This window comes from Sinorhizobium sp. B11, from assembly GCA_039725955.1.
Classification (GTDB): domain Bacteria; phylum Pseudomonadota; class Alphaproteobacteria; order Rhizobiales; family Rhizobiaceae; genus Rhizobium.
In genome coordinates, this window is record CP091034.1 from 3,268,037 (window position 1) to 3,289,489 (window position 21,453).

The window sequence follows — 21,453 nt, forward strand, 5'->3', positions numbered from 1 at the left end:
CCTTTGATCGGTCGTTTGGTCAATTTTGAATGTGAGTCGCGAGGAGCGATGGCCGGGCGGGCTTTCGGCCGCCGGGCGCTCCTCAAAGGACCCGGCAACCGCGCGTAAGGCCGAGGAGAAGAAGCGAGGTCAGGGCGCGCGTATTGTCACGCAGGGCCGTGCGGCCGCGTGCAATCGTCTCGGAAATCCGTGCGCTTGTGCTCTTCATGTCCGCGCTTATAGCCTCCGCCGGAAATTCCGGCAACCCCTCGCCTATTTTTTCCTCGCCTGCACGATACGGGACAGCGCCAGCATCAGCCCGCCCGCGATCAGCCCCCAGAAGGCGCCGGATATGCCGCCGAAGGAAACGCCCGACGCAGTGACGAGGAAGGTGATTGCCGCTGCCTCACGCGATTCCGGTGCCTGGAAAGCGGCCATGGCCGAACTGGAGAAGGCGCCGACAAGCGCCAGACCGGCCACGGCCTCGATCAGGATCGGTGGCGCCAGCGCGACAAAGGCCGTCACCGCTCCGGCAAGCAGGCCGAAAATGATGTAGCCGACGCCGGCGATCAACGCCGCCCAATACCGCCGCGAGGGATCGGGATGCGCGTCCTGCCCGGCGCACATCGCTGCGGTGATCGCCGCCAGGTTGACCGCATGGCCGCCAAAAGGCGCCGCAAGAAGCGAGAAAACGCCGGTCACGGCAAAGAGCGGCCCCGGCATCGGATCATAGTGATTGACCTTCAGCACCGCGATGCCAGGAATATTCTGCGACGCCATGGTCACGATGAAGAGCGGCAGGGCAATCGACACGAAACCCGAGAGATTGAAGACCGGATGCACGATATCGATGACCGGCACCAGCGACTGCTCGAGCGAAGAGAAGGCACCCGCGGGAATATCGACACCGAAGGCCAGTACCAGCACGAAAGCCACCAGCGCCGCCGGCACCGCCCAAAGGCGCTTGAAGGCGCCGACCACGATCCAGGTCAGAATGATCGGCAGACCGAGCAACGGATTGAAGGCGACGGCCTTGACCGGCGCAAAACAAAGGCCGAGCAGCACGCCCGACAGCATTGCATTGGCAAGCGGCGCAGGAATGGCGGCAACCGCCCGTCCGAGCGGCCTGAACAGCCCGGCAACAACGATCAGCACACCGCAAAGAATGAACGCGCCGACCGCTGCATTGAAGCCACCATCAATCGTTCCGATGCTCGCAAGCAGCGCCGCCCCTGGGGTCGACCAGGCGATACTGACCGGCAGACGCGTGACGGCGCTGAGTACGACAGCGCAAAGACCCATCGAGATCGACAACGCCATCAGCCCCGAAGCCGCCTGCGCATCCGTCGCACCCACCGCTTGAAGCCCATGCAACACGACGGCAAAGGAACTGGTGAACCCGACGAAAGCCGTCAGAAGCCCCATGAACAGGCTCTGTACGGAGAAATCTTTGAGCATGGCGCGACTCCGGCTGCGAAGATTGCGCATGGAGCAGCATAAGCGAATTGCGCGCAAGCCGGATTGCCCCTGGAAATGATCGCTTGCGCGGCAATCCCACGAGATTGCATGGCAGCATGCCGGCAGTCATGGAAACGCCCCGCCTGCGGATCGCAAACGGGGCGTCAATTCAAGGCAGAATCAGCGAAAAAATCAGATTTCGCTCTGCGAGGTCACGACGCGAGCGACGAGACCATAGGCAACGGCGTCTTCAGCCGAGAGCCAGTAATCGCGGTCGATATCCTTGGCGATCTTTTCTTCCGACTGGCCGGTAGCCTTCGAGAAGATCTTGATCAGGCGCTCGTTCATCTTGATGATCTCGCGTGCCTGGATCTCGATATCCGAAGCCATACCGCGGGTGCCGCCGGACGGCTGGTGCAGCAGGAAACGGGTGTTCGGCAGGCAGATGCGGCGTTCCTTCGGAGCCGCGGCATAGATGAGGGCGCCGGCCGAGGCAACCCAGCCCGTACCGATCATCCAGACCTTCGGCTTGATGAACTTGATCATGTCGTGAATGGAATCGCCGGATTCGACGTGGCCGCCAGGCGAATTCACATAGATGCGGATGTCTTCGTCATTGGCAGCGGCGAGCGCCACGAGCTGGGTGCAGACCTTCTGCGCCAGTTCCTGCGTGATCGGCCCGTAGATGAAGATCGAACGCGACTTGAAAAGGTTCGCCTCCGTTTCCTTGCCGAGCGGCAGTTCCTTCGTCTTGTCGTCCTGTTCTTCTTCGTCGTTCATTCGAACCTCTCTCGTCCAATGCGGTTCCTCGCACATAGTGCGACTCAATGCGTAAAACAATGCGGGAAAAAGAGGAAGCAGGAAGCGGTGAAGATATTCTTATGACAAACGGACGATATCATCGCATCATCTGAAAAGCCCGGGAGAAACATAAAATGGCCTCCTCCTTTCTGCGTGCTGCCATCAGCAACAATGCATTCTGGTGCGATGCGGTCTGCAATGCGCTGGGCTCACCAGGTGAGTTCACGTCCACACTCTGGTTTCACCGCCGGGGCACGCCGCCCTTCTATCCTGACATCGTGACGCTGACGGAGGCGGACGGCGAGCAGACGGAGGCGATCGCGACGCTCGTCAACAGCGAGGAACGCGTTTGGGCGATCAAGGATAGCTATGCGGCCCTCGATCTTGAGCCGCTCGGTTTCACGCCGCTGTTCGAGGCCGAATGGATCGGAATGCGCACGCCAGTTTCAGTGCCATCCCCCATCTCCTGGAAGCGCATGGAAAGCGCTGCCGATCTTGCCCGATGGGAGGTGGAATGGAGTAAGGCGAACGGCCCGGTAGCGCAGAGGATCTTTAGCGAACCCTTGCTCCACGACCCCGAAATCGCCTTTCTGCTCGGCTTCGAACACGACAAGCCGATTGGCGGCGGCATCCTCAATCTCGATGCCGGAGTAGTCGGCCTGTCGAACCTGTTTGCAGAAGGCCGGCACGGCGAAACCATCCGCCGCGGGCTGATTGCGCAGGCGGCCGAGCTCTATCCGCGAGAGCCGCTTGTCGGTTACGAACGCGGCGACAATCTGGACGAAGCGCTGCGCGCGGGCTTCGAACTTCTGGGACCTCTGCGCATCTGGCTGAAGGAGGCCTGAGCTTACTGAAATGTAAGTCGCCAAGGCTTTGAAATGCCCTAATCGCTTCCTAACTCAGCTTTACGCGGCCCATCCGCCGAATGTTAAGGCCGCAGAACTTTAAAGGAGACAGAACATGTCACCGGAAGAACGCCAATTGCTGACCTCCCTTTTCGATCGCGTCCGCACCGCAGGCACAACACCGCGCGATCCGGAAGCCGAAGCGCTGATATCGGAAGCGACCCGCACGCAGCCCTCCGCCACCTACTATCTGGCGCAGGCCGTCATCGTGCAGGAAAAGGGCCTGGAGGCGGCGGCCAACCACATCAAGGAACTGGAAGAGCGTGTCCGGCAGTTCGAAGCCGGCGCCGGTGATCACCGCCAGGCCGAGCAGGGCGGCTTCCTGAGCTCGATCTTCGGCAGCACCCAGACGCAGCAGCCGGCCCCCGCTCCCGGTCCCTGGGGCAGCGCGCCGAGGGACAGCTACGAACAGCCGCCGCGCGGCTATGACAACAGTCGCCAGATGCCGCAGCAGCCAACCGGCCCATGGAGCCAGCAGGCCTCTGCACCCTCTGCCGGCGGCAGTTTCCTGCGTGGCGCTCTCGGCACCGCGGCCGGCGTGGCCGGCGGCATGCTTCTCGCCAACTCCCTGTCAGGCATTTTCGGCAACCACATGTCGTCGCTCGGCTTGGGTTCACCTTTTGGCGGCGCCAATCCCTTCGGCAATGCCGGTGCGCCCACCGAGGAAACCGTCATCAACAATTACTACGGCGACAACAGTCAGGCGGATGATTCCAGAGCTGACAACAATGATAACAACGACAACATCCAGCAGGCCGATTACGACGACAACGATGACTTCACGGATGATTCCGGTGACGACACGACGGATGTTTAGGATTTAGCTTAAGGAAAGAGTGGCAGTTGGTTTCAATTGCCACATCGTTTCCCGGCCCTTCGCCTTAAGCTCAGGGCGTTCGCCGTTGCAATCGATTCACTGGATCGATCGCTGGCTGCGCCCGACGACGTCTCACCCACGTCCACGGTAGGTGGCGACACCCTGATCCGGCAGCCATACGCCTTCCGGCGGCTTACCGGTCTGCCAGAAGACGTCGATCGGAATGCCGCCGCGCGGATACCAGTAGGCGCCGATGCGCAGCCACTTCGGATCCAGAAGCTCGACGATGCGCTTGGCGATATAGATCGAGCAATCCTCGTGGAAGGCGCCGTGATTGCGGAAGGAATGCAGGAAGAGCTTCAGCGACTTCGATTCCACCAGAAATTCATTGGGAATGTAATCGATGACGATATGGGCGAAATCCGGTTGTCCGGTCATTGGGCAGAGCGAGGTGAATTCCGGCGCAGTGAAGCGCACGACGTAATCGGTGCCGGCATGATTGGATGGCACCTTTTCCAGAACCGCCTCTTCGGGGCTCTTGGCGGTTTCCGTCTGCTGGCCCAGCATCGAAAGGCTGGAAACGTCTGTATTGGGCATTACGCCTCCTTGATCACTTTGACGCGGATGCCATGGGCCTTTTCGCCCTCCGGCTCCACGTGAATGGCAATTGTCGCGCCCGCATGCACGGCGCGGATGGCATCTTCAAGGCGGTCGCAAATATCATGCGCTTCGCGAACCGTCATCTTGCCGGGCACGACGAGATGGAAATCGACGAAGGTCACCGAGCCGGCACGCCTGGTCTTGAGATCATGCACACCGATAGAGCCTGTCGCATGGGTGGCGATTGCCTGCTTGATCGCCTCCTGTTCCTGCGGCTCGACCGCCTGATCCATCAGTCCGCCGATCGACTGCGAGATCACTTTCCAGCCTTGATAGAGAATGTTGAGCGCAACGAGAATGGCGAGAATGGGATCGAAGATCGCATAACCAGTCGCAAGCGCCAGAAGCAGGCCAACGAGAACGCCAACCGAAGTGACCACATCCGACATGATGTGCTGCCCATCCGCCATCAAGGCTGCAGAGCGGTGCTGTCGCCCGGTACGGATCAAAAGCCGCGCCCAGACGGTATTGATGACACCAGCGGCAATATTGATTGCAAGGCCGAGCACGGGCGCCTCGAGCATGCGCGGGTTGGCGAGATGGCCGACGGCCTGCTGAACGATCAGCAGCGCGGCAACGACAATCATCACGCCTTCGGTGACGGCCGAAAGATATTCGGCCTTGTGATGGCCGAAGGGATGGTCATGGTCTGCCGGCTTCTGCGCATAACGGATGACGAAGAAGGCGATGAAGGCCGCCACCACGTTGACGAACGATTCCAGCCCGTCCGAAAGTAGAGCCACAGAGCCCGTCACCCACCAGGCGACCATCTTCAGTCCCATGACGCCAAGCGACATGGGAATGCCCCAGAACGCCAGTTTCCGAACCGTGAGATTGCCCTCGTCGCTCATATCGTCCCCCTGCGGTTGCGAATGAATTGCAGCATTTAAGCCATTGAAACGCAAAACCGCCCGCGCGGGAATCGCGCAGGCGGCTGATGCGGGTGATATGGGCAATCGCAGTCGAAATGTCAAAGGCTTTGGCACGTCAGAACAAAGACAGATCTGATTGACGGAAATTTCATAACCATTTATATAACCTGTAATGCAATTGGGAAAAACCGCCTTGGTGGAAGATGTCGTGAAATCGCTGGGCTACCTTTGCCTCGGCAGCCGCTTCCGCCGCATTGGCGAGCGTCTGCAGGCCGATACGCAGCAGGTGATCGAGGAACTGGGCGTCTCCATCCAGGCCGCGCAATATCCCTTCCTCGGCGCCATCGACAGGCTCGGCCCACTGACGATAGGTGAACTGGCGCAAGCCGTCGGCATCACCCAGCCCGGCGCGACCCGAACCGCCTCCCAGCTGATGGAACTCGGCTTCCTCGACATGCAGCCATCCGCCGAGGATCAACGGCGCAGGGTCGTGTCGCTGACACCAAAAGGACAGGAACTCGTCGATTATTCCAGGCAACAGGTCTGGCCGCATATCGCGGCCGCCGTTGCCGATCTCTGCCGGGATCTCAACGGCCCGTTGCTGGAACAGCTTGCAGCAATCGAAGACGGCCTCGCCGAAGCACCGCTTACCCGCCGGACGAGCGCCCTGAAGGAGAAGACCCCATGAGCCATATTCTCGATCGGCCGATCTGGAACGCGCTCCACACCGCACATGCCGATCTCGCCGAAGGCGGCGAACGGGCGATGCGCTACCCGCCCTCAATCGTCCCCTTCGCGGCCGCCGCCGACGATACGCGCGAAAGCCTCGAAGCGCTGGAGAACCTTCCTGCCGTTGATGAGGCCATGGCGATTGTCGAAGCCGGACCCGTCATCATACCGCAGGGACTGACGGTCGTCGCCGAGGGAAAGCTGGTGCAGATGGTCGCCGAGCGGCCTTACGAGCGCATTTCCGACAGCCGGTTGCAGCCACTGACCTCTGACGATGCGGAGGAAATGCTCGCGCTGGCGACGCTGACCAAACCCGGTCCCTTCACGCTCCGCGCCCAGAGCCTGGGCACCTTCTGGGGCGTGAAGATCGACGGTCGTCTCGTCGCCATGGCTGGACAGCGCCTGCGCCACCCGGGGTTTGGCGAACTCAGCGGCCTCTGCACCCACCCGGATTTTCAGGGACGCGGCCTCGGCACCCTGCTCTTCCGCTATGTCGCGGGCGAAATCTCCGCCAGGGGCGACACAGTTTTCCTGCATGCCTATTACACCAACACGCCGGCCATCACGCTCTACAAGGCGCTCGGCTTCAAACTGCGGTCGGAAATGAACCTGCGCGTCGTCAAGCGAGGCGCATAGGTCGGCCAAAACGCCGCGGTCTCCTGCTTTTGCCGTTTGTGCCATGATAGCGACCCAATTGCATGGTGTTGACGGCCCTGCAGTCAATTGGGGACCGCGCGGATATGCATTGGATCAATCGCTACATCGACCAACCGTTGCTCGACGGTGCGGCCAGCTCCTTGCGGGCCTGGCATAGTCGCACCGGCCTGTCGCCTGAGCGGCTGGAGCCGCTCTGGAATATTGCAGTGACAGGCCTCCTGCTCTTTGCTGCCGGCCATTTCCTCTCCGGGCCGGCGCTGCTTCTATGTTACGGCGGCCTGGTCATGTTGACGCTTCCCTCCGTCTGGATACTCTTTACATCCGGCCGCGACGTGGGCGGCTACGACGTTGCTGCCTACAAGAAGCTGAGAACCAGGGCGTTCATGAAGCGAGAGGCGGAATGGGCCGTCCGGCTCGCCATCCTCTTCACTGCCATCTGCCTTCCCTTCGTCTCGCGCTCGGATGATCCGACGGCCGCCTATTTCATGATCGGCGCCAGTCTCTGGTTCGTGCTGACCGGCCCGGCCAGATCCTATCTGGCAGCTGCAGAACCGCCGATGCCGCGTGACGGCGATCCGTCATTCAAGGCCGACCTGCAGTTCAGCTGAAAAGCATTGGTCCAGCACGTAATTCAATTGGTCGCGACCCCAATGGAACGAAGCGCTCTCGTTTCCGTTATATTGCCAGCAACCGATAAAGGAGATCGCGATGCTGTATTATGCTCTGGTATTTCTCGTCGTAGCCCTGATTGCAGGCGTCCTTGGATTTGGCGGCATTGCCGGCGCATCCGCTTCGATCGCCCAGGTCCTGTTTTTCATCTTCCTGGTGCTGTTCGTCGTATCCATCGTCGCCCGGCTCATGCGGCGCGTATAGACGAACATCCCAAACATAAAAAACCCGCCGTTTCCGGCGGGTTTTTTATGGGTTCAAGAGGCCGCCGGCCGTCAGGCCGCCTTGGTCTTGGCACGGCGGGCGAGATGCGCCACCACATTCTCGATCATGCGCATGCCGGCATCGCCGCCGAGCGTCATGATCGATTCCGGATGGAACTGCACGGCCGCGATCGGCTCCTTGGCATGCTCGATGCCCATGATCGTGCCGTCCTCGCTTTCTGCGGTGATGATGAAATCCCGCGGCAGCGTCGAAGGATCGGCAAAGATCGAGTGATAACGGCCGACCGTGACTTCCTTGGCAAGCCCCGAGAAGACGATGCCCGGCTCCAGCACGCGGATGCGCGACGGTTTGCCATGCATCGGCAGAGCCAGATGACGAAGCTCTCCACCATAGGCTTCGGCCAAAGCCTGTAGGCCCAGGCAGACGCCAAAGATCGGAAGGTTGCGAGCGCGGGCCTTCTTGATCGTCGCCTTGCAGTCGAAATCCTTCGGGTTCCCAGGTCCCGGCGACAGAACGACGAGATCAGGGTTCAGCCGATCGAAGATTTCTTCCGGCACCGGCGTACGCACAGTCGAGACGGTCGCCCCCGTCTGGCGGAAGTAATTCGCCAGCGTATGTACGAAACTGTCTTCGTGGTCGATCAACAGGATGTTGACGCCCTTGCCAACAGAGGCGACATCGCGCTGGGTCTTGCCGGAATTGCCGGTCTTGGCATCGCGGATGGCGGAAAGCATGGCAGAGGCCTTCAGTTCGGTTTCGGCTTCTTCTTCCTCGGGAATGGAATCGTTGAGCAGCGTCGCACCGGCGCGCACTTCGGCAATTCCATCCTTGATGCGCACGGTGCGCAGCGTCAGGCCGGTATTCATGTCGCCATTGAAGCCGACCATGCCGATCGCCCCACCATACCATGCGCGCGGGCTCTTCTCATGCGCTTCGATGAAACGCATGGCCCAAAGCTTCGGCGCACCGGTTACAGTCACGGCCCAGGCATGGCTCAGGAAGCCGTCAAAGGCGTCCATATCGTCACGCAGACGCCCCTCGATATGGTCGACTGTATGGATGAGACGCGAATACATCTCGATCTGGCGGCGACCGATGACCTTGACCGAACCCGGCTCGCAGACGCGGCTCTTGTCGTTGCGGTCGACGTCCGAGCACATGGTGAGTTCGGACTCGTCCTTCTTCGAGTTCAGGAGCTTGAGAATCTGCTCGCTGTCGGCGATCGGATCGTCGCCGCGCTTGATCGTGCCCGAGATCGGGCAGGTCTCGATGCGGCGACCGGAAACACGCACGAACATTTCCGGCGAGGCACCGACCAGGTATTCCTGGTTTCCAAGGTTGATGAAGAAGGAATAGGGGGACGGATTGATCGCCTTCAGCCGCTTGGAAATATCCGAAGGCTTGCTTTCGCAGCGCTCCATGAACTTCTGCCCGGGCACCACTTCGAAGAGATCGCCCTTGCGGAAGCTCTCCTTCGCCTTGACGACGAGCTCGGCATATTCGCCCGGACGATGATCGCTCTTCGGCGGGATCGTATCCGTGCGGACAAACGGCTCGGCTGCGATGTCGCCTGCCCTGCCCTCGGTCGTCTTGCCGTTCTTGGAGAAATCGTAGCGATCAACCCAGGCCTTGGCGGCATAGTTGTCGACGACGAGGATTTCATCCGGCAGGTAAAGCACCATGTCGCGCTGGTCGGAAGGTCGTTCCAGCTTCAGATTGATCGCGTCGAACTGGAAGGCGAGATCATAGCCGAAAGCGCCATAGAAGCCGATGCTGGCATCGGCTTGCGAATAGAAAAGATCGGTGATGGCGCGAAGTACGGTAAACACCGTCGGCATCTTCGAGCGCTCTTCTTCGGTGAAAACGCGGTCAGGCATCTTGACCGTCAGATCGAGCCTGCGCGCGGTCAGTGCGCCGAGTTCCAGTTCGCTGACGGTCTTCAGTCGCTCGACGATGAACTCGAGGATGACCTCGCCGCGCTCGTTATAGGCTTCGATCCAGACATTGCGGCCGAAGGAGGAGACACCGAGCGGCGGATCGACGACAGCCGTATCCCAACGCGTATAGCGGCCCGGATATTCGTAGTTCGACGAGAAGACGGCGCCGCGCCGCTCATCGAGCTTGTCGACATAGGACGAGACAGCATCGGCATAGGGAATGGCCCGCCTTTGCCGCGTGACGGTAATACCGCCCTTGGTCTCGTAGATTTCCGCACCATCATCCCGCAGGATCGTTACCATAGTTCCACTCCGTTATCGGGCCCGGACGAAAGGCGGCCTTTGAAACAAAAAAGCCGCCTCGAAGTTTCGGGCGGCTCGTTCGTCGTCTTTGGACACGATTGGTCGAGGCCGCCTCAGCGAGCCCACCACCAAACTGCAATGTTCAAGGACTTCTTCATGGGCGAAATTGTTAGCCTGAGATGAAGCCAAGCGCAAGAGGCGATCAGCCCACGAAAAAGGGCGGCCCGAAAGCCGCCCCTGCCCCAGCCTTGAAGGCTGATTTCTCATCAGAATGTCTTGGTGACCGAGATCTTGAAGGTACGGCCCGGCTCCGAATACCACTCCTTGGGCTGCGAAGACGTCGCGCTGAGGTTCACGTCGCGAACGGCAAGCGCACTATAATATTCCTGGTCGAAGATGTTGTAGACACCACCCTGGATGCGCAGTCCCTTGACCTGCTCCGGCGTCCACCATGCCGTCAGGTCGACGATACCATAGCCAGGTGCGTCAAACGACGTCAGTGCGTTGTCGTTGCCGGTCATCTGGGACGAGAGCGTCGAGGAAAGGTCGAACCCGTATTCGTCATTGCTCCAGCCACCGCCGATGATCGCCTTGAACGGCGCCACGGAACGCAACCGCTCCTGCGTGTCGTCATTGCGGCCATAGGTGTAGGCCAGCGAGGTGTGAAGGTTGATACCGTTGTCGAAGGTCTTGATGAGGTTGGCTTCGAGACCGGAGATCGAAGCTGAAGAAACGTTCGTGTAGTTGAACGTCGTAAAGCCGCCCGCGTCAACGGTTGTCACGGTCTCGATGAAGTTCTGATAGCGGGTATGGAAGGCCGCAACCCGCCCCTGCAGACCACCTGTGTCGAAGTTGGCGCCAATCTCGATACCACGGCCGATTTCCGGATCCAGATCCGGATTGCCGAGCTGTGCGTAGCGACCGGTCGGGTTGTAGAAGCGGCTGTAGAGTTCATCGACGGTAGGAGCACGGAAACCGACGGCAAGCTGTGCGTAGAGCTGCACGTCGGGCGTCAGATCATAGGTCGCAAGCAGCTTCGGCGACATGGCGGCTTCCGTGCGGTCATGCAAAGTGCCGAAACGCGTAACACCGGTATTTGTCGCGAAGCCACCGCCGGCCGAAGGATTGTAATTGAACCAGTCGAAGCGGAAGCCGGGCGTCAAAGCGAAACCGGTATTGCCGATCTCGATCCTGTCTTCGAAAGTCAGCGCAAGATTCTGGCTGTCGACATCGGGCACTTCCGCCTGGTTGTTGAGCGACGGGCACGTGGTTGGGGTCGGGCAAAGGGCCGAGCTATACTGCGTCCACTTGGAAACACCGATATCAAGACCGATGCGAACCGAGTGATTGAGGCCGGAATATTCGAAATCCTTGGTCGCCGTGCCGCTGAAGCCCCAGGTTTCGTTTTCGATCTCGTTGTTGCGACCGTAGGCAACGTTGGCAGCGGTTCGGCCGTGGCTGCCGGCTTCCTTCTTCAGATCAAGCCAGTAGAGTGTCGCCCGAGCACTGCTGAAAAAGGCGTCGGAAGACTGCGCTTCATAGTCATAATCGAGCGAGACACGATCACGGTCTCGCAGGTCGCGGCCGTCGAAATTGTTGATCATGTAGGTGCGGCCAGTGCCCTGCTGCTCCCGGAGATCGGTTTTCAGGTCACGCCGGAAACGCTCAGCCGTCAGCCCGATGCGATGACCGCCTTCGAGATCCTGACGCAACTTGAAGAGCAGGTTGTGCTGATCGAAATCCGCAGGATCCGCCTCAGTGCGCAAACGCCCGTAGCTGTCATTATCACCCTTGTTGTCGCGCTCATGGCCCTTGCGGTAGCTGCCTTGGAAGAGGATCGACGTATTGCCGACCTTCTTGGCGGCGGCAGCGGATCCGGAAATGCTGCGATCTTCGCTGTCATAGGTCGATTTGACGATCGCGCCCCAGTCGCGGTCTTCCGGAATGAGGTCTTCGGGCTCGAGCGTATTGAGGACGAAGGCGCCGCCCAGCATGCCGGAACCACCCTTGCTCGAATCCGCGCCGCGCACGATGTCGAGAGAGGAGAGTGAATCGAAATCGAAGGTGTCGCCGCCGCCATTGGCGTTGCTGGTCGCAAAAGCCCCCTGGCGAGAGCTGTTGGACACGTACGGGATCGGGATCCCGTCGATCGTCGTCAGGATACGCGGGCCGGAAAGGCCGCGCAGGTTGAAGCCCGCGTCTGCACGCGAATAGTTCACCGTCGCATCGACGCTGCGGCCGATATCGTCGTAATTCGTGACCTGCTTCTGTTCCAGTTCCTTCTTGTCGATCTCAGTCGCAAGCGGCGTGTCGGCAATACTGCCGGGAGCCGCGCGATTTCCCTTGACGACGATTTTCTGAAGGACCGTTGCGCCTTCGGCATTCGTGGCCGGCGTGCTTGCCGGAGCGCTCTGAGCGAAAGCGTTTGAAACTGGAAAAACAAGTGCGGCTGCTGTGCAGACCATTAGAACCGAGCGCCAATGCCGGACGATCATAACCTACCCTCAAATGGAAATTACCGGGCTGGCTGTCGTGGCGTTTCGGGCGCTCGAGGGGCTGGCTAGGCTTGCGGACGACGGCGGAGATTTCCGCCTTCTTTTTGCCGCATAAAAAACATGAGTTTTATTGTCAATATATTCAGCCAATTTATGTTGAATAATACAATCAAGTTTTACCGATGCCGACAAAATGTTGCGCAATTGCAACGAAACCGGTCCTTTCGCGTTAACTCTCCGCTCGATCAACGACGGGAAACGACGTGTGAGAGAATTTCGGAAGATGGCGGTCCTCCTCGCCGCACTCGCCCTGCTCCCTGGTGCAAGATTGCCGCGAACCGGCCCCTTGCCGGAACCCAAGCCGGAGACGGCAACCGAAAGCCCTTCGGTCCAGCCTGAAAAAAAGCCGGAAACGGAGGCAGTTCCTGAAGCCAAACCGGAGCTAAAACCCGATACGCCGCCGCAGGCTTCCGACATTCCGACGCCCGAGCCCAAGCCGAAGCCGAGCGAAACCTCTGCCACGCCATCGGCTGAAAAATTTGGCCCGCCGCCGCCGCCGCTGGAAGACCAGAAACCACCGAGCCCGGCCGAGCAGACGCTCGAAGAACAGCACCTGACCATCGAGCCGGAGAGCGACGCGGACCATGCCGAATGCGTGAAGGAATTGCAGAGCCTTGGCGTCGTCTTTCGCGAAACACCCCGCATCGACGACGGCAACGGCTGCGGCATCGACAAGCCCATCATTGTCTCCCAGGCTTTGCCCGGTATTACGTTGAAACCCGAAGCCACACTTCGCTGCCCGACGGCACTGGCGCTTGCACAGTGGATGAAGGGTAGTGTCATTCCAGCAGCTTCGGTCGCACTGCCGGCCAACGGTGGCATTACGACCATCAATCAGGCCTCGGCCTATATCTGCCGCCTGCGCAACAGCGCCGAGACCGGCAAGATTTCCGAACATGCCCGCGGCAATGCCATCGACATTGGAAGCTTCAGCTTTAACAAGGGCGAGCCTGTCGAGGTCCGCTCACGACGCGAGGATTCGACACTGACAGGCGCATTCCAGCGCACCGTCAGCGCCGCAGGCTGCCTCTATTTCACGACCGTGCTCGACCCCGAAAGCGATGCCGCCCATGAGACCCATTTCCATCTTGACGTGATCGAGAGAAAGGGCGGTTATCGCTACTGCCACTAAAAATTTCAGACACTTGAGATGACAGCTTGAATCAGATCCTCAAATACCCAGATCAAAGTCTCGGGACGACGATGTCGAGGATCGCAAGGGCATGAAGCCTATCGCAGCCTGCATTATCTTCGGACTGCTTGTTACGGCCATAGGCTTGCTGTTTTCAGGCCATGTCTTTTTGCTCCTGCCGATAGCGATATTGGCTGGCGGAAGCTTTCAGCGGCTGTTCGTTTGGCTATTCATCGACCCCGACTACGAGAAGCGTCGACGCCATCTCATCACGAGCAGCGCGAACGCCACTGGGGATCAGAACAACCCCTCGATATAACCCTGATCGTTGAGGAAAATCCGTTCCGCCGATGGCGATTTCGGCAGGCCGGGCATGGTCATGATCTCGCCGGTAATGACGACGACAAAGCCGGCGCCCGCCGACAGCCTTACTTCGCGCACCGACACTACATGCCCCTCCGGCGCACCGCGCAGGTTCGGATCTGTCGAGAAGGAATATTGCGTCTTCGCCATGCAGACCGGCAGCTTGCCATAGCCTTGTGCTTCCCAGGCCGCCAGCTGGTCGCGGACCGCCTTGTCGGCCGTCACCTCGCCGGCATGATAGATCTTCGAAGCGACGATCTCGATCTTTTCGATGAGCGGCAGGTCGTCGCCATAGAGCGGCTCGAACCTTGCCTGTCCGGATTCGGCTAGCTCCACGACCTTGTAGGCAAGGTCCTCGATGCCGGCAGAACCTTCCGCCCAGTGACGGCAAAGGATGGCTTCGGCGCCATGACGCGCGACATATTCCTGCACGGCGGCGATTTCAGCATCGGTATCCGAAACGAAATGATTGATCGCAACGACGACAGGAACGCCGAACCTGCGCACATTGGCGATATGGCGGCCAAGATTGGAGCAGCCGCGAACCAGCGCCTGAATATTCTCCGCGCCGAGATCGTCCTTCTTGACGCCGCCATTCATCTTCAGCGCCCGGACTGTCGCGACGATCACCGCGGCACTCGGTTTCAAGCCGGCCTTGCGGCATTTGATGTTGAAGAATTTCTCCGCGCCGAGATCCGCTCCGAAGCCCGCTTCCGTCACGACATAGTCGCCGAGCTTCAACGCAGTCTTCGTCGCGACCACCGAGTTGCAGCCATGGGCGATATTGGCGAATGGACCGCCATGCACGAAGGCCGGATTATTTTCGAGCGTCTGCACGAGGTTCGGCTGCATGGCATCCTTCAGCAGGACGGCCATCGCGCCATCGGCCTTGAGATCGCGGGCATAGACCGGCGTCTTGTCGAAGCGGTAACCGATGATGATCTCTCCGAGCCTTCGCTCCAGATCCTTGAGATCGGTCGCAAGGCACAGGATCGCCATGACTTCGGACGCGACGGTGATATCGAAGCCGTTCTGCCGCGGGAACCCGTTGGATACGCCGCCGAGAGAGGACACCATGCTGCGCAGTGCCCGGTCGTTCATGTCCATCACCCGTCGCCATGTGATGCGGCGCAGATCAATGTTCTCTTCGTTGCCCCAATAGATGTGATTGTCGATCATCGCCGCGAGCAGATTATGCGCCGAGGTGATCGCGTGGAAATCGCCGGTGAAATGCAGGTTGATGTCTTCCATCGGCACGACCTGGGCATATCCGCCGCCTGCCGCTCCACCCTTCACACCGAAGCAGGGACCGAGCGAGGCCTCGCGCACGCAGACGATCGCTTTCTTGCCGATGCGGTTGAGCCCGTCGCCGAGACCGACGGTGGTCGTCGTCTTGCCCTCGCCTGCCGGCGTCGGATTGATGGCAGTGACAAGGATCAGCTTACCGTCCTTCTTGTCCTCCTGGGCGGCGATGAACTCGGCGCTGATCTTCGCCTTGTCGTGACCGTAGGGAACGAGCTGCTCCGGCGGGATGCCGAGCTTGGCGCCGATCTCGAAAATCGGCTTCTTTGTTGCCTCACGCGCAATTTCGATATCGGATTTGATGGCAGCCATGGATCGTGTTCCCGTTTTCTCTGCGCGCCCGATTTCTCTATGCGCGACGGACTCGGCGCTTATTTCAATCGGATAGCGAAATATGCCCAAACTGTGAATAGCGCCGCGCCTTGCCCTGCGGCTATTCCATTGTTTATTAGGGGTCAGCGATTCTAAGACTTACGGGGGTAGACCGTGAAATCACTCGAACTTTTGGTCGAGCGCATCATCCTTTCCAGCCGTTGGCTGCTTGTGGTCTTCTATATCGGCCTTGTCCTTGCCTTGGCCGTCTATGCCGTGGCCTTCGCTTTCAAATTCCTGAAGGTCGCAGGAAGCGTGTTCGAGCTCGGCGAGGCCGAAATGATCCTCGCCATGCTCGGTCTCATCGATGCGGCACTCGTCGCAAGCCTCATCGTCATGGTCATGATCTCCGGCTACGAGAATTTCGTCAGCCGCTTCGACGAGGCTGAAAAGGAAGGCGAAGTCTCCTTCCTCGGCAAGCTCGATTCCGGCAGCCTGAAGATCAAGGTCGCCTCCTCCATCGTCGCCATCTCCTCCATCCACCTGCTGCAGGTCTTCCTCAACGTCGATCAATATACCGACGGCAAGATCATGTGGCTGACCCTCATGCATCTGGCCTTCGTTGTGTCTGCGGTCATGCTCGGCTTCCTAGAAAAGTTGATGAGCGTGACCTCGAAGAACGACCTGAAGGACAAGGGCTAAAGCGGCGTCAGGCCGTAAAAGACGGCGGTGTGAAGCAGAAGCGCCGTGTCGCGGCGGCGCCTCTTTTCGAAACTCGGCATCAGTTAACTGAAGCAGACGCCGGAACGGTTGCCGCCTTGGATTTTCTGGGGCACAGAACGCTTTCCTTAGCGTTCGGTCCGCAGACATGAAGGCCGGGCTCCTCATCGTAGGGGATCACCCCATCGATGATCTCAAGCCTGAGCGCCTGAGGCGGATATATATCTCCTCTCCCGAAAGACGGCGTTATCATCATCGTGTCGAATGTGTCGGGACTGACGCCCATCTCACTGAAATAGGCAATGAATTTTCCGCGCTCAGTCTCCGTAACCTTGCTCGCCGGTTGGCTGAGGCCGAGAGCGGAAGTCCGTCCCACGAGCCGCGACGTTCCGCCCATAAAGGCAATGGTGCAGCTCGAAAAACAGTACGCCCCACCGGCAAAGACTTCCCCCTCGGTCGGCCCGCTTTTGGCCATGCTCGCGGTGCAGCGCGGATCCTGCATCGGACAATTCGGCAGGCGCGTTCTGCCAATTGACGTATCGAGGCCCGCAGCGCGGATCATACGTCCCATTGCGAAAGCTGCATCCTTGTCGCCACCAAAGGACTGAAAGACGACCGGCAACTTTCTGTCGCCGAGTGTCTTCAAGATCGCTTCCAGCTGAGCCGGTGTATCCGGCATGATGTCGCCATCCGCCGAGATCCACTGCGTGCATTCTTCCTGGCAATTGCCTTTGTACATCAGGAGGAAGTCCATCGGATGGGTTTTAGGCGCAGGATAGTCTGGGGATACGGTCGCGCTCTTCACAGGCGGCTCAGGGACAGCAGCTTTGGGCGCCGGATGGCGATAGCATGCGGCATCGGCCGCTGCGTCCTGCGCGCAGAGCGGCATGCCGGGCCATTCATTGTAAGCCAGCATATCCGTGATCAGACCCGTCCGAAGTGCTTCAGTCGGCACGACCATCGCCATGCTGTCGGGTGTGGCGCTCATCATCAGGTCAACGATGTCATCGCTGACCCCCATCTCTTTCAGATACGCCTTCAGAGTCGCGCTAGCTTTTTTGCCGAGCTTGGTGGAACTGCTCTGCCCGGTAACTTTGCGGCCAATCTCCTTACGGGAAACTTCCTGCTTCTTCCCATTCACCATCTTGTATTCGATGCGATAGGAAACGCGCATCTTGTTGTAGACGGTCGTGATCTGATGAACGCCGATATAGGCCCACTGAGACGAAACTCGCGTCGTGCCGCCCGCCAAAGCCAGCGGGCACGCAGAAACGCAATATGCGCCATACGAATAGGTGGATCCAGCTGCAGCGCCATTCCGGCCGATGGCAGCTGCGCAACGCAAATCCTCAGGCGGACAGCCTTCCAGCCGCGTGCCACCGACCGCCGTTTCCAGCCCAGCCTTACGAATCATTCGTCCCATTACATAGGCGGCATTCACATCCCCACCTTCGGAACGGAACACGATCGGCAATTTCCGATTCCCGATCTTCTTGAGAATTTTTCTCATTTGGGCAGGTGTGTCGGAGGTTATGCGCCCCTCTGCCGAAATCCATTCCGGACAGTCTTGCTTGCAGACAGATTTATGCACGATGACGAAGCTCATCGGTGGATGTTCCGACTGCTTCTGCTCTGCGGCCTGCAAAAGCGCAATTGGAAGGCTGGAAAGAACTAAAGCAAGTATTATTCGAGAAAACAGATATTTTACGGAAAGGAAAATTGCAAAGCGCACGAGTAGATTGCCTCAGTTGCATCCGATCATACGCTTAGCAATTGATTTGAACGGCAGCAAGCGGGGTTCCCACAGACTTGCTGCCATTTCATTACTTCATTCGCCCATCGCGATCAGGCTAGCATTGCCCCCAGCCGCGGCGGTGTTTACCGAGATCACCTGTTCCAGCGCAAAACGCTGCAGATAGGCCGGACCGCCAGCCTTGAAGCCGGTGCCGGAAAGGCTAGAGCCACCAAACGGCTGGGTGCCGACAACGGCACCGATCATGTTGCGGTTGACATAGATATTGCCGGTATCGAGCGCATCGGTGACGGTGCGGATCGTCGATTCGATACGGCTGTGGATGCCGAGCGTCAGGCCGTAGCCGGAAGCCTGGATCTCCTGCAACACTTTCGGCAATTCCTTCGCCTTCCATCTGACGATGTGCAGAACCGGACCGAAGACCTCCTTGGTCAGCGCGGCAGCCTTGTCGAGCTCGACGATATGCGGCGCAAAGAAGCTGCCGCCGGCAGGCGCCTTGCCGGCAAAACGCACCTTCTGCGTCTTCTGCATGTCGGCGATATGGGCCTCCAGCATAGCCTTCTGCTTGTCGTCGATGATCGGGCCGACATCGGTGGTTTCGAGTGCGGGGTCACCGAGCTGCAGTTCGCGCGCCGCGCCTTCGATCATCTGCGTCATGTGCTCTGCCACATCCTCCTGCAGGAAGAGCAGGCGCAGTGCCGAGCAGCGCTGACCGGCAGAACGGAAGGCCGAGAGGACCACGTCGTCAGCCACCTGCTCACCGAGAGCCGTCGCATCGACCACCATCGCATTGAGCCCACCGGTTTCGGCAATCAGCGGCACGATCGGCCCATCCTTGGCGGCGAGCGCACGGTTGATCGCCCAGGCCGTCTTCGTCGACCCGGTGAAAGCCACACCGGCAAGGGCTGCATGTGCCGTGATCGCAGCACCGACATCGGGACCGCCGGGCACAAAAAGCAGCGCATCTTCCGGCACGCCGGCCTTGTGGAACAGCTTGACCGCCTCATAGGCAATGAGAGGGGTCTGCGGCGCCGGCTTTGCGAGCACGGCATTGCCGGACACGAGGGCTGCCGAAACCTGCCCGAGGAAGATCGCCAGAGGGAAGTTCCAGGGCGAGATGCAGGCAAAGACGCCACGCCCGCGCCAGAGGTAGCGATTGTCCTCACCGGTCGGCCCCGGCATCTTCGTGACAGTGCCAAACAGCCGGCGTGCCTCATCGGCATAGTAGCGGCAGAAATCCACGGCTTCGCGTACTTCGGCCACACCGTCATCGAGCGTCTTGCCGGCCTCAGCTGCCAGAAGCACCAGCAGCCTGTCGCGGTTTTCCTCTATGAGGTCGGCCATGCGCTCCAGTGCCGATGCACGTTCCTCGACGGAGCGCCGCGACCATGTCTTGAAACCCTTGGCCGCAATCGCAAAAGCCTTGTCGATATCGGCTGCGGTGGCATTGCGCACCGAACCGACGGTCTTCGAATGATTGGAGGGCGAAACCACGGAAACGTCGGAACCGCTGGCCGCGACGCCGGGGATCAGCGGCGTCGCGGAAATGGCAGCAATGCCCTTGCCGATATTGCCCATCAGCCTCTCGAGCGTCGCACGATGGCCGAATTCCAGCCCCGCACTGTTCTTGCGCTTGCCATAGAGCTGCAATGGCAAGGGAATCTTGCTGTTGCGCGCGCTGGCCCCGACATCGAATTCGAGCTTGTCGACCGGACGCTCCAGCAGCGCCTTGATCGGCACGTTCTTGTCGCCGGCCATGGCGACGAAGGAAGAGTTGGCGCCATTTTCGAGCAGACGTCGGACGAGATAGGCGAGCAGGTCGCGATAACCGCCGACCGGCGCATAGATGCGGCAGGCGATGCGGTCGTTGGTATCAAGCAGATGATTGTAGAGGCTCTCGCCCATGCCATGCAGGCGCTGGAACTCGAAGCCGGAGCGATCATTGCCCGCAAGCTCGAGAATGGTGGAAACCGTCAGCGCGTTATGCGTGGCAAATTGCGGAAAGATGCGCGCCCGTTTGGCAAGCATGTGCTGCGCACAGGCAAGGTAGGAAAGGTCCGTCGCCTGCTTGCGTGTCCAGACCGGATAATCATCAAGCCCGCGCTCCTGGGCGCGCTTCACCTCGGTATCCCAGTAGGCGCCCTTGACGAGACGCACCATCATGCGGCGCCCGAGCTTTGCGCAGAGTTCGTCGATATAGTCAATCACGGCAACTGCACGCTTCTGATAGGCTTGGATAGCCAGGCCGAAACCATCCCAGCCGGCGAGCGACGGATCGGAAAAGACCGCGGCGATCACGTCCAGCGAAAGCTCGAGCCGGTCGGCCTCTTCGGCGTCGATGGTGAAATTGAGCTGATGTGCCTTCGCCATCTGCGCGAGCTTCAGGAGATCAGGCACCAGCTCCTTCATCACCCGGTCGCGATGCGTGGCTAGGTAACGTGGATGCAGCGCCGAAAGCTTGACGGAAATACCCATGCGGTCGGGCAGTTCCTTGCCCTTGCCGTTCTTCGCCATCCAGCCGCCGATCGCCTCGATCGCCATCGCATAGGATTGCCAGTAACGCTTGGCGTCTTCGGCGGTGCGGGCACCCTCGCCCAGCATGTCGAAGGAATGGCGATAGCCCTTTTCCTCACTCTTGGCAGCGCGGTTCAGCGCGTCCTTGATCGTCTCGCCGAGCACGAAATGATGACCGAGGAAACGCATGGCCTGCTTGGTGGCGTTGCGGACGGTCGGCAGGCCCATGCGTTTGACAAGACCCCGCACCACACCTTCAGGCGTTTCGCCGGGCCTGATGATGCGGGCCGAAAGGCCAAGTGCCCAGGCCGAAGCGGAAACGAACCAGCTGTCGGCCTTGCCTTCATGCTCGCTCCAGCCGCCTTCCTTCAGCTTGTCCTCGATCAGCTTGTCCTGCGTCAGCGCATCGGGTACGCGCAGCAGCGCTTCGGCAAGCACCATCAGCGCCAGGCCCTCCTTGGTGGAGAGCCCGTATTCCCTGAGGAAGTCCTCAACGCCGCCGATCGATCCGGAATTGCTGCGGATCGCCTCGATCATGCCGCCGGCGCGCTTGTCGATCGCCCCGTCCTGGGAGGCCGAAAAGCGCAGGCCTTCAGCAAAACCATGCAGCAGGCGGTCATCGTCACCGGCAAATGGAGCGTTGAACAGGGCAAAAGGCGTGGAAATCTGGGTCGGCATGTAGTGTTCTCCGTGATTTCGGCAACATAGCTGTTCATTCGTGGTGTTTTTCACTAAACTGAGGCTGACCAACACGATCTTCGCCTACAGACCGCCTGAAAGGCCGCGAAAA

18 protein-coding genes are annotated in these 21,453 nt (G+C 59.8%); 9 read left to right on the forward strand and 9 right to left on the reverse strand.

The window, feature by feature from the left end; all coding sequences use genetic code 11:
* Positions 1-252: 252 nt before the first annotated feature.
* Positions 253-1,467: a benzoate/H(+) symporter BenE family transporter gene (locus LVY75_26315; GenBank protein ID XAZ22300.1), complete on the reverse strand. Its 1,215-nt coding sequence runs from the start codon at positions 1,465-1,467 to the stop codon at positions 253-255.
* 162 nt (positions 1,468-1,629) lie between these two features.
* Positions 1,630-2,217 (reverse strand): ATP-dependent Clp protease proteolytic subunit, encoded by a 588-nt coding sequence (locus LVY75_26320; GenBank protein XAZ22301.1) that lies wholly within the window; start codon positions 2,215-2,217, stop codon positions 1,630-1,632.
* A gap of 155 nt (positions 2,218-2,372) precedes the next feature.
* On the opposite strand from LVY75_26320, the gene LVY75_26325 reads away from it, so the two are divergent.
* Together LVY75_26325 and LVY75_26330 are read left to right on the forward strand one after the other, a co-directional pair.
* On the forward strand, positions 2,373-3,083 hold the full coding sequence (locus LVY75_26325; GenBank protein ID XAZ22302.1) for a hypothetical protein: 711 nt from the start codon (positions 2,373-2,375) through the stop codon (positions 3,081-3,083).
* A gap of 115 nt (positions 3,084-3,198) precedes the next feature.
* Positions 3,199-3,960 carry a DUF2076 domain-containing protein gene (locus tag LVY75_26330; GenBank protein XAZ22303.1) on the forward strand — a complete coding sequence of 254 codons (762 nt, stop codon included), beginning with the start codon at positions 3,199-3,201 and terminating at the stop codon, positions 3,958-3,960.
* A gap of 132 nt (positions 3,961-4,092) precedes the next feature.
* On the opposite strand, the gene queF is transcribed toward LVY75_26330, so the two are convergent.
* Positions 4,093-4,557 carry a preQ(1) synthase gene (queF, locus tag LVY75_26335; protein XAZ22304.1) on the reverse strand — a complete coding sequence of 155 codons (465 nt, stop codon included), beginning with the start codon at positions 4,555-4,557 and terminating at the stop codon, positions 4,093-4,095.
* Positions 4,557-5,471 (reverse strand): CDF family cation efflux transporter EmfA, encoded by a 915-nt coding sequence (gene emfA, locus LVY75_26340; protein XAZ22305.1) that lies wholly within the window; start codon positions 5,469-5,471, stop codon positions 4,557-4,559. Before emfA ends, queF begins: the two co-directional genes overlap by 1 nt.
* 214 nt (positions 5,472-5,685) lie before the next feature.
* Here emfA and LVY75_26345 point away from each other — a divergent pair, with 214 nt between their 5' ends.
* From LVY75_26345 to LVY75_26360, 4 genes are all read left to right on the forward strand, one after another.
* Positions 5,686-6,180, forward strand: a complete 495-nt coding sequence (locus LVY75_26345; protein ID XAZ22306.1) for a MarR family transcriptional regulator — start codon at positions 5,686-5,688, stop codon at positions 6,178-6,180.
* The gene (locus LVY75_26350; GenBank protein XAZ22307.1) at positions 6,177-6,857 is read left to right on the forward strand and encodes a GNAT family N-acetyltransferase; all 681 of its coding nucleotides are present in this window, start codon (positions 6,177-6,179) and stop codon (positions 6,855-6,857) included. Before LVY75_26345 ends, LVY75_26350 begins: the two co-directional genes overlap by 4 nt.
* A gap of 104 nt (positions 6,858-6,961) precedes the next feature.
* The gene (locus tag LVY75_26355) at positions 6,962-7,486 is read left to right on the forward strand and encodes a hypothetical protein (protein ID XAZ22308.1); all 525 of its coding nucleotides are present in this window, start codon (positions 6,962-6,964) and stop codon (positions 7,484-7,486) included.
* Positions 7,487-7,586: 100 nt separating this feature from the next.
* Entirely contained in the window at positions 7,587-7,751 is a 165-nt protein-coding gene (locus tag LVY75_26360) for a DUF1328 domain-containing protein (protein XAZ22309.1), read from the forward strand.
* 71 nt (positions 7,752-7,822) lie between these two features.
* On the opposite strand, the gene LVY75_26365 is transcribed toward LVY75_26360, so the two are convergent.
* Together LVY75_26365 and LVY75_26370 are read right to left on the reverse strand one after the other, a co-directional pair.
* On the reverse strand, positions 7,823-10,012 hold the full coding sequence (locus LVY75_26365) for an anthranilate synthase (GenBank protein ID XAZ22310.1): 2,190 nt from the start codon (positions 10,010-10,012) through the stop codon (positions 7,823-7,825).
* Between the two features lie 266 nt (positions 10,013-10,278).
* Positions 10,279-12,507, reverse strand: coding sequence for a TonB-dependent hemoglobin/transferrin/lactoferrin family receptor (locus LVY75_26370; protein XAZ22311.1), 2,229 nt, complete (start codon positions 12,505-12,507; stop codon positions 10,279-10,281).
* Positions 12,508-12,790: 283 nt separating this feature from the next.
* Here LVY75_26370 and LVY75_26375 point away from each other — a divergent pair, with 283 nt between their 5' ends.
* Positions 12,791-13,699 (forward strand): extensin family protein, encoded by a 909-nt coding sequence (locus LVY75_26375; GenBank protein XAZ22312.1) that lies wholly within the window; start codon positions 12,791-12,793, stop codon positions 13,697-13,699.
* A 91-nt stretch (positions 13,700-13,790) separates the two neighbouring features.
* Positions 13,791-14,018 carry a hypothetical protein gene (locus LVY75_26380; GenBank protein ID XAZ22313.1) on the forward strand — a complete coding sequence of 76 codons (228 nt, stop codon included), beginning with the start codon at positions 13,791-13,793 and terminating at the stop codon, positions 14,016-14,018.
* On the opposite strand, the gene LVY75_26385 is transcribed toward LVY75_26380, so the two are convergent.
* Entirely contained in the window at positions 13,997-15,676 is a 1,680-nt protein-coding gene (locus tag LVY75_26385) for a formate--tetrahydrofolate ligase (GenBank protein ID XAZ22314.1), read from the reverse strand. The two genes, LVY75_26380 and LVY75_26385, sit on opposite strands and share 22 nt — an antisense overlap.
* A 174-nt stretch (positions 15,677-15,850) precedes the next feature.
* Between LVY75_26385 and LVY75_26390 the strand changes: the two genes are divergently transcribed.
* Positions 15,851-16,378, forward strand: a complete 528-nt coding sequence (locus LVY75_26390) for a TIGR00645 family protein (protein XAZ22315.1) — start codon at positions 15,851-15,853, stop codon at positions 16,376-16,378.
* Between the two features lie 79 nt (positions 16,379-16,457).
* Here LVY75_26390 and LVY75_26395 read toward each other — a convergent pair whose 3' ends face one another.
* On the reverse strand, positions 16,458-18,128 hold the full coding sequence (locus LVY75_26395) for a hypothetical protein (protein XAZ22316.1): 1,671 nt from the start codon (positions 18,126-18,128) through the stop codon (positions 16,458-16,460).
* Between the two features lie 96 nt (positions 18,129-18,224).
* A complete protein-coding gene (gene putA, locus LVY75_26400; protein XAZ22317.1) occupies positions 18,225-21,341 on the reverse strand; it encodes a bifunctional proline dehydrogenase/L-glutamate gamma-semialdehyde dehydrogenase PutA in 3,117 nt (1,038 codons plus the stop codon).
* Positions 21,342-21,453 lie beyond the last annotated feature (112 nt).

Coding starts and splice junctions, on each gene's coding strand:
- LVY75_26315 (XAZ22300.1), bottom strand. CDS start 1,467: ATGCGCAATCTTCGCAGCCGGAGTCGCGCCATGCTCAAAGATTTCTCC.
- LVY75_26320 (XAZ22301.1), bottom strand. CDS start 2,217: ATGAACGACGAAGAAGAACAGGACGACAAGACGAAGGAACTGCCGCTC.
- LVY75_26325 (XAZ22302.1), top strand. CDS start 2,373: ATGGCCTCCTCCTTTCTGCGTGCTGCCATCAGCAACAATGCATTCTGG.
- LVY75_26330 (XAZ22303.1), top strand. CDS start 3,199: ATGTCACCGGAAGAACGCCAATTGCTGACCTCCCTTTTCGATCGCGTC.
- queF (XAZ22304.1), bottom strand. CDS start 4,557: ATGCCCAATACAGACGTTTCCAGCCTTTCGATGCTGGGCCAGCAGACG.
- emfA (XAZ22305.1), bottom strand. CDS start 5,471: ATGAGCGACGAGGGCAATCTCACGGTTCGGAAACTGGCGTTCTGGGGC.
- LVY75_26350 (XAZ22307.1), top strand. CDS start 6,177: ATGAGCCATATTCTCGATCGGCCGATCTGGAACGCGCTCCACACCGCA.
- LVY75_26355 (XAZ22308.1), top strand. CDS start 6,962: ATGCATTGGATCAATCGCTACATCGACCAACCGTTGCTCGACGGTGCG.
- LVY75_26360 (XAZ22309.1), top strand. CDS start 7,587: ATGCTGTATTATGCTCTGGTATTTCTCGTCGTAGCCCTGATTGCAGGC.
- LVY75_26365 (XAZ22310.1), bottom strand. CDS start 10,012: ATGGTAACGATCCTGCGGGATGATGGTGCGGAAATCTACGAGACCAAG.
- LVY75_26370 (XAZ22311.1), bottom strand. CDS start 12,507: ATGATCGTCCGGCATTGGCGCTCGGTTCTAATGGTCTGCACAGCAGCC.
- LVY75_26375 (XAZ22312.1), top strand. CDS start 12,791: ATGGCGGTCCTCCTCGCCGCACTCGCCCTGCTCCCTGGTGCAAGATTG.
- LVY75_26380 (XAZ22313.1), top strand. CDS start 13,791: ATGAAGCCTATCGCAGCCTGCATTATCTTCGGACTGCTTGTTACGGCC.
- LVY75_26385 (XAZ22314.1), bottom strand. CDS start 15,676: ATGGCTGCCATCAAATCCGATATCGAAATTGCGCGTGAGGCAACAAAG.
- putA (XAZ22317.1), bottom strand. CDS start 21,341: ATGCCGACCCAGATTTCCACGCCTTTTGCCCTGTTCAACGCTCCATTT.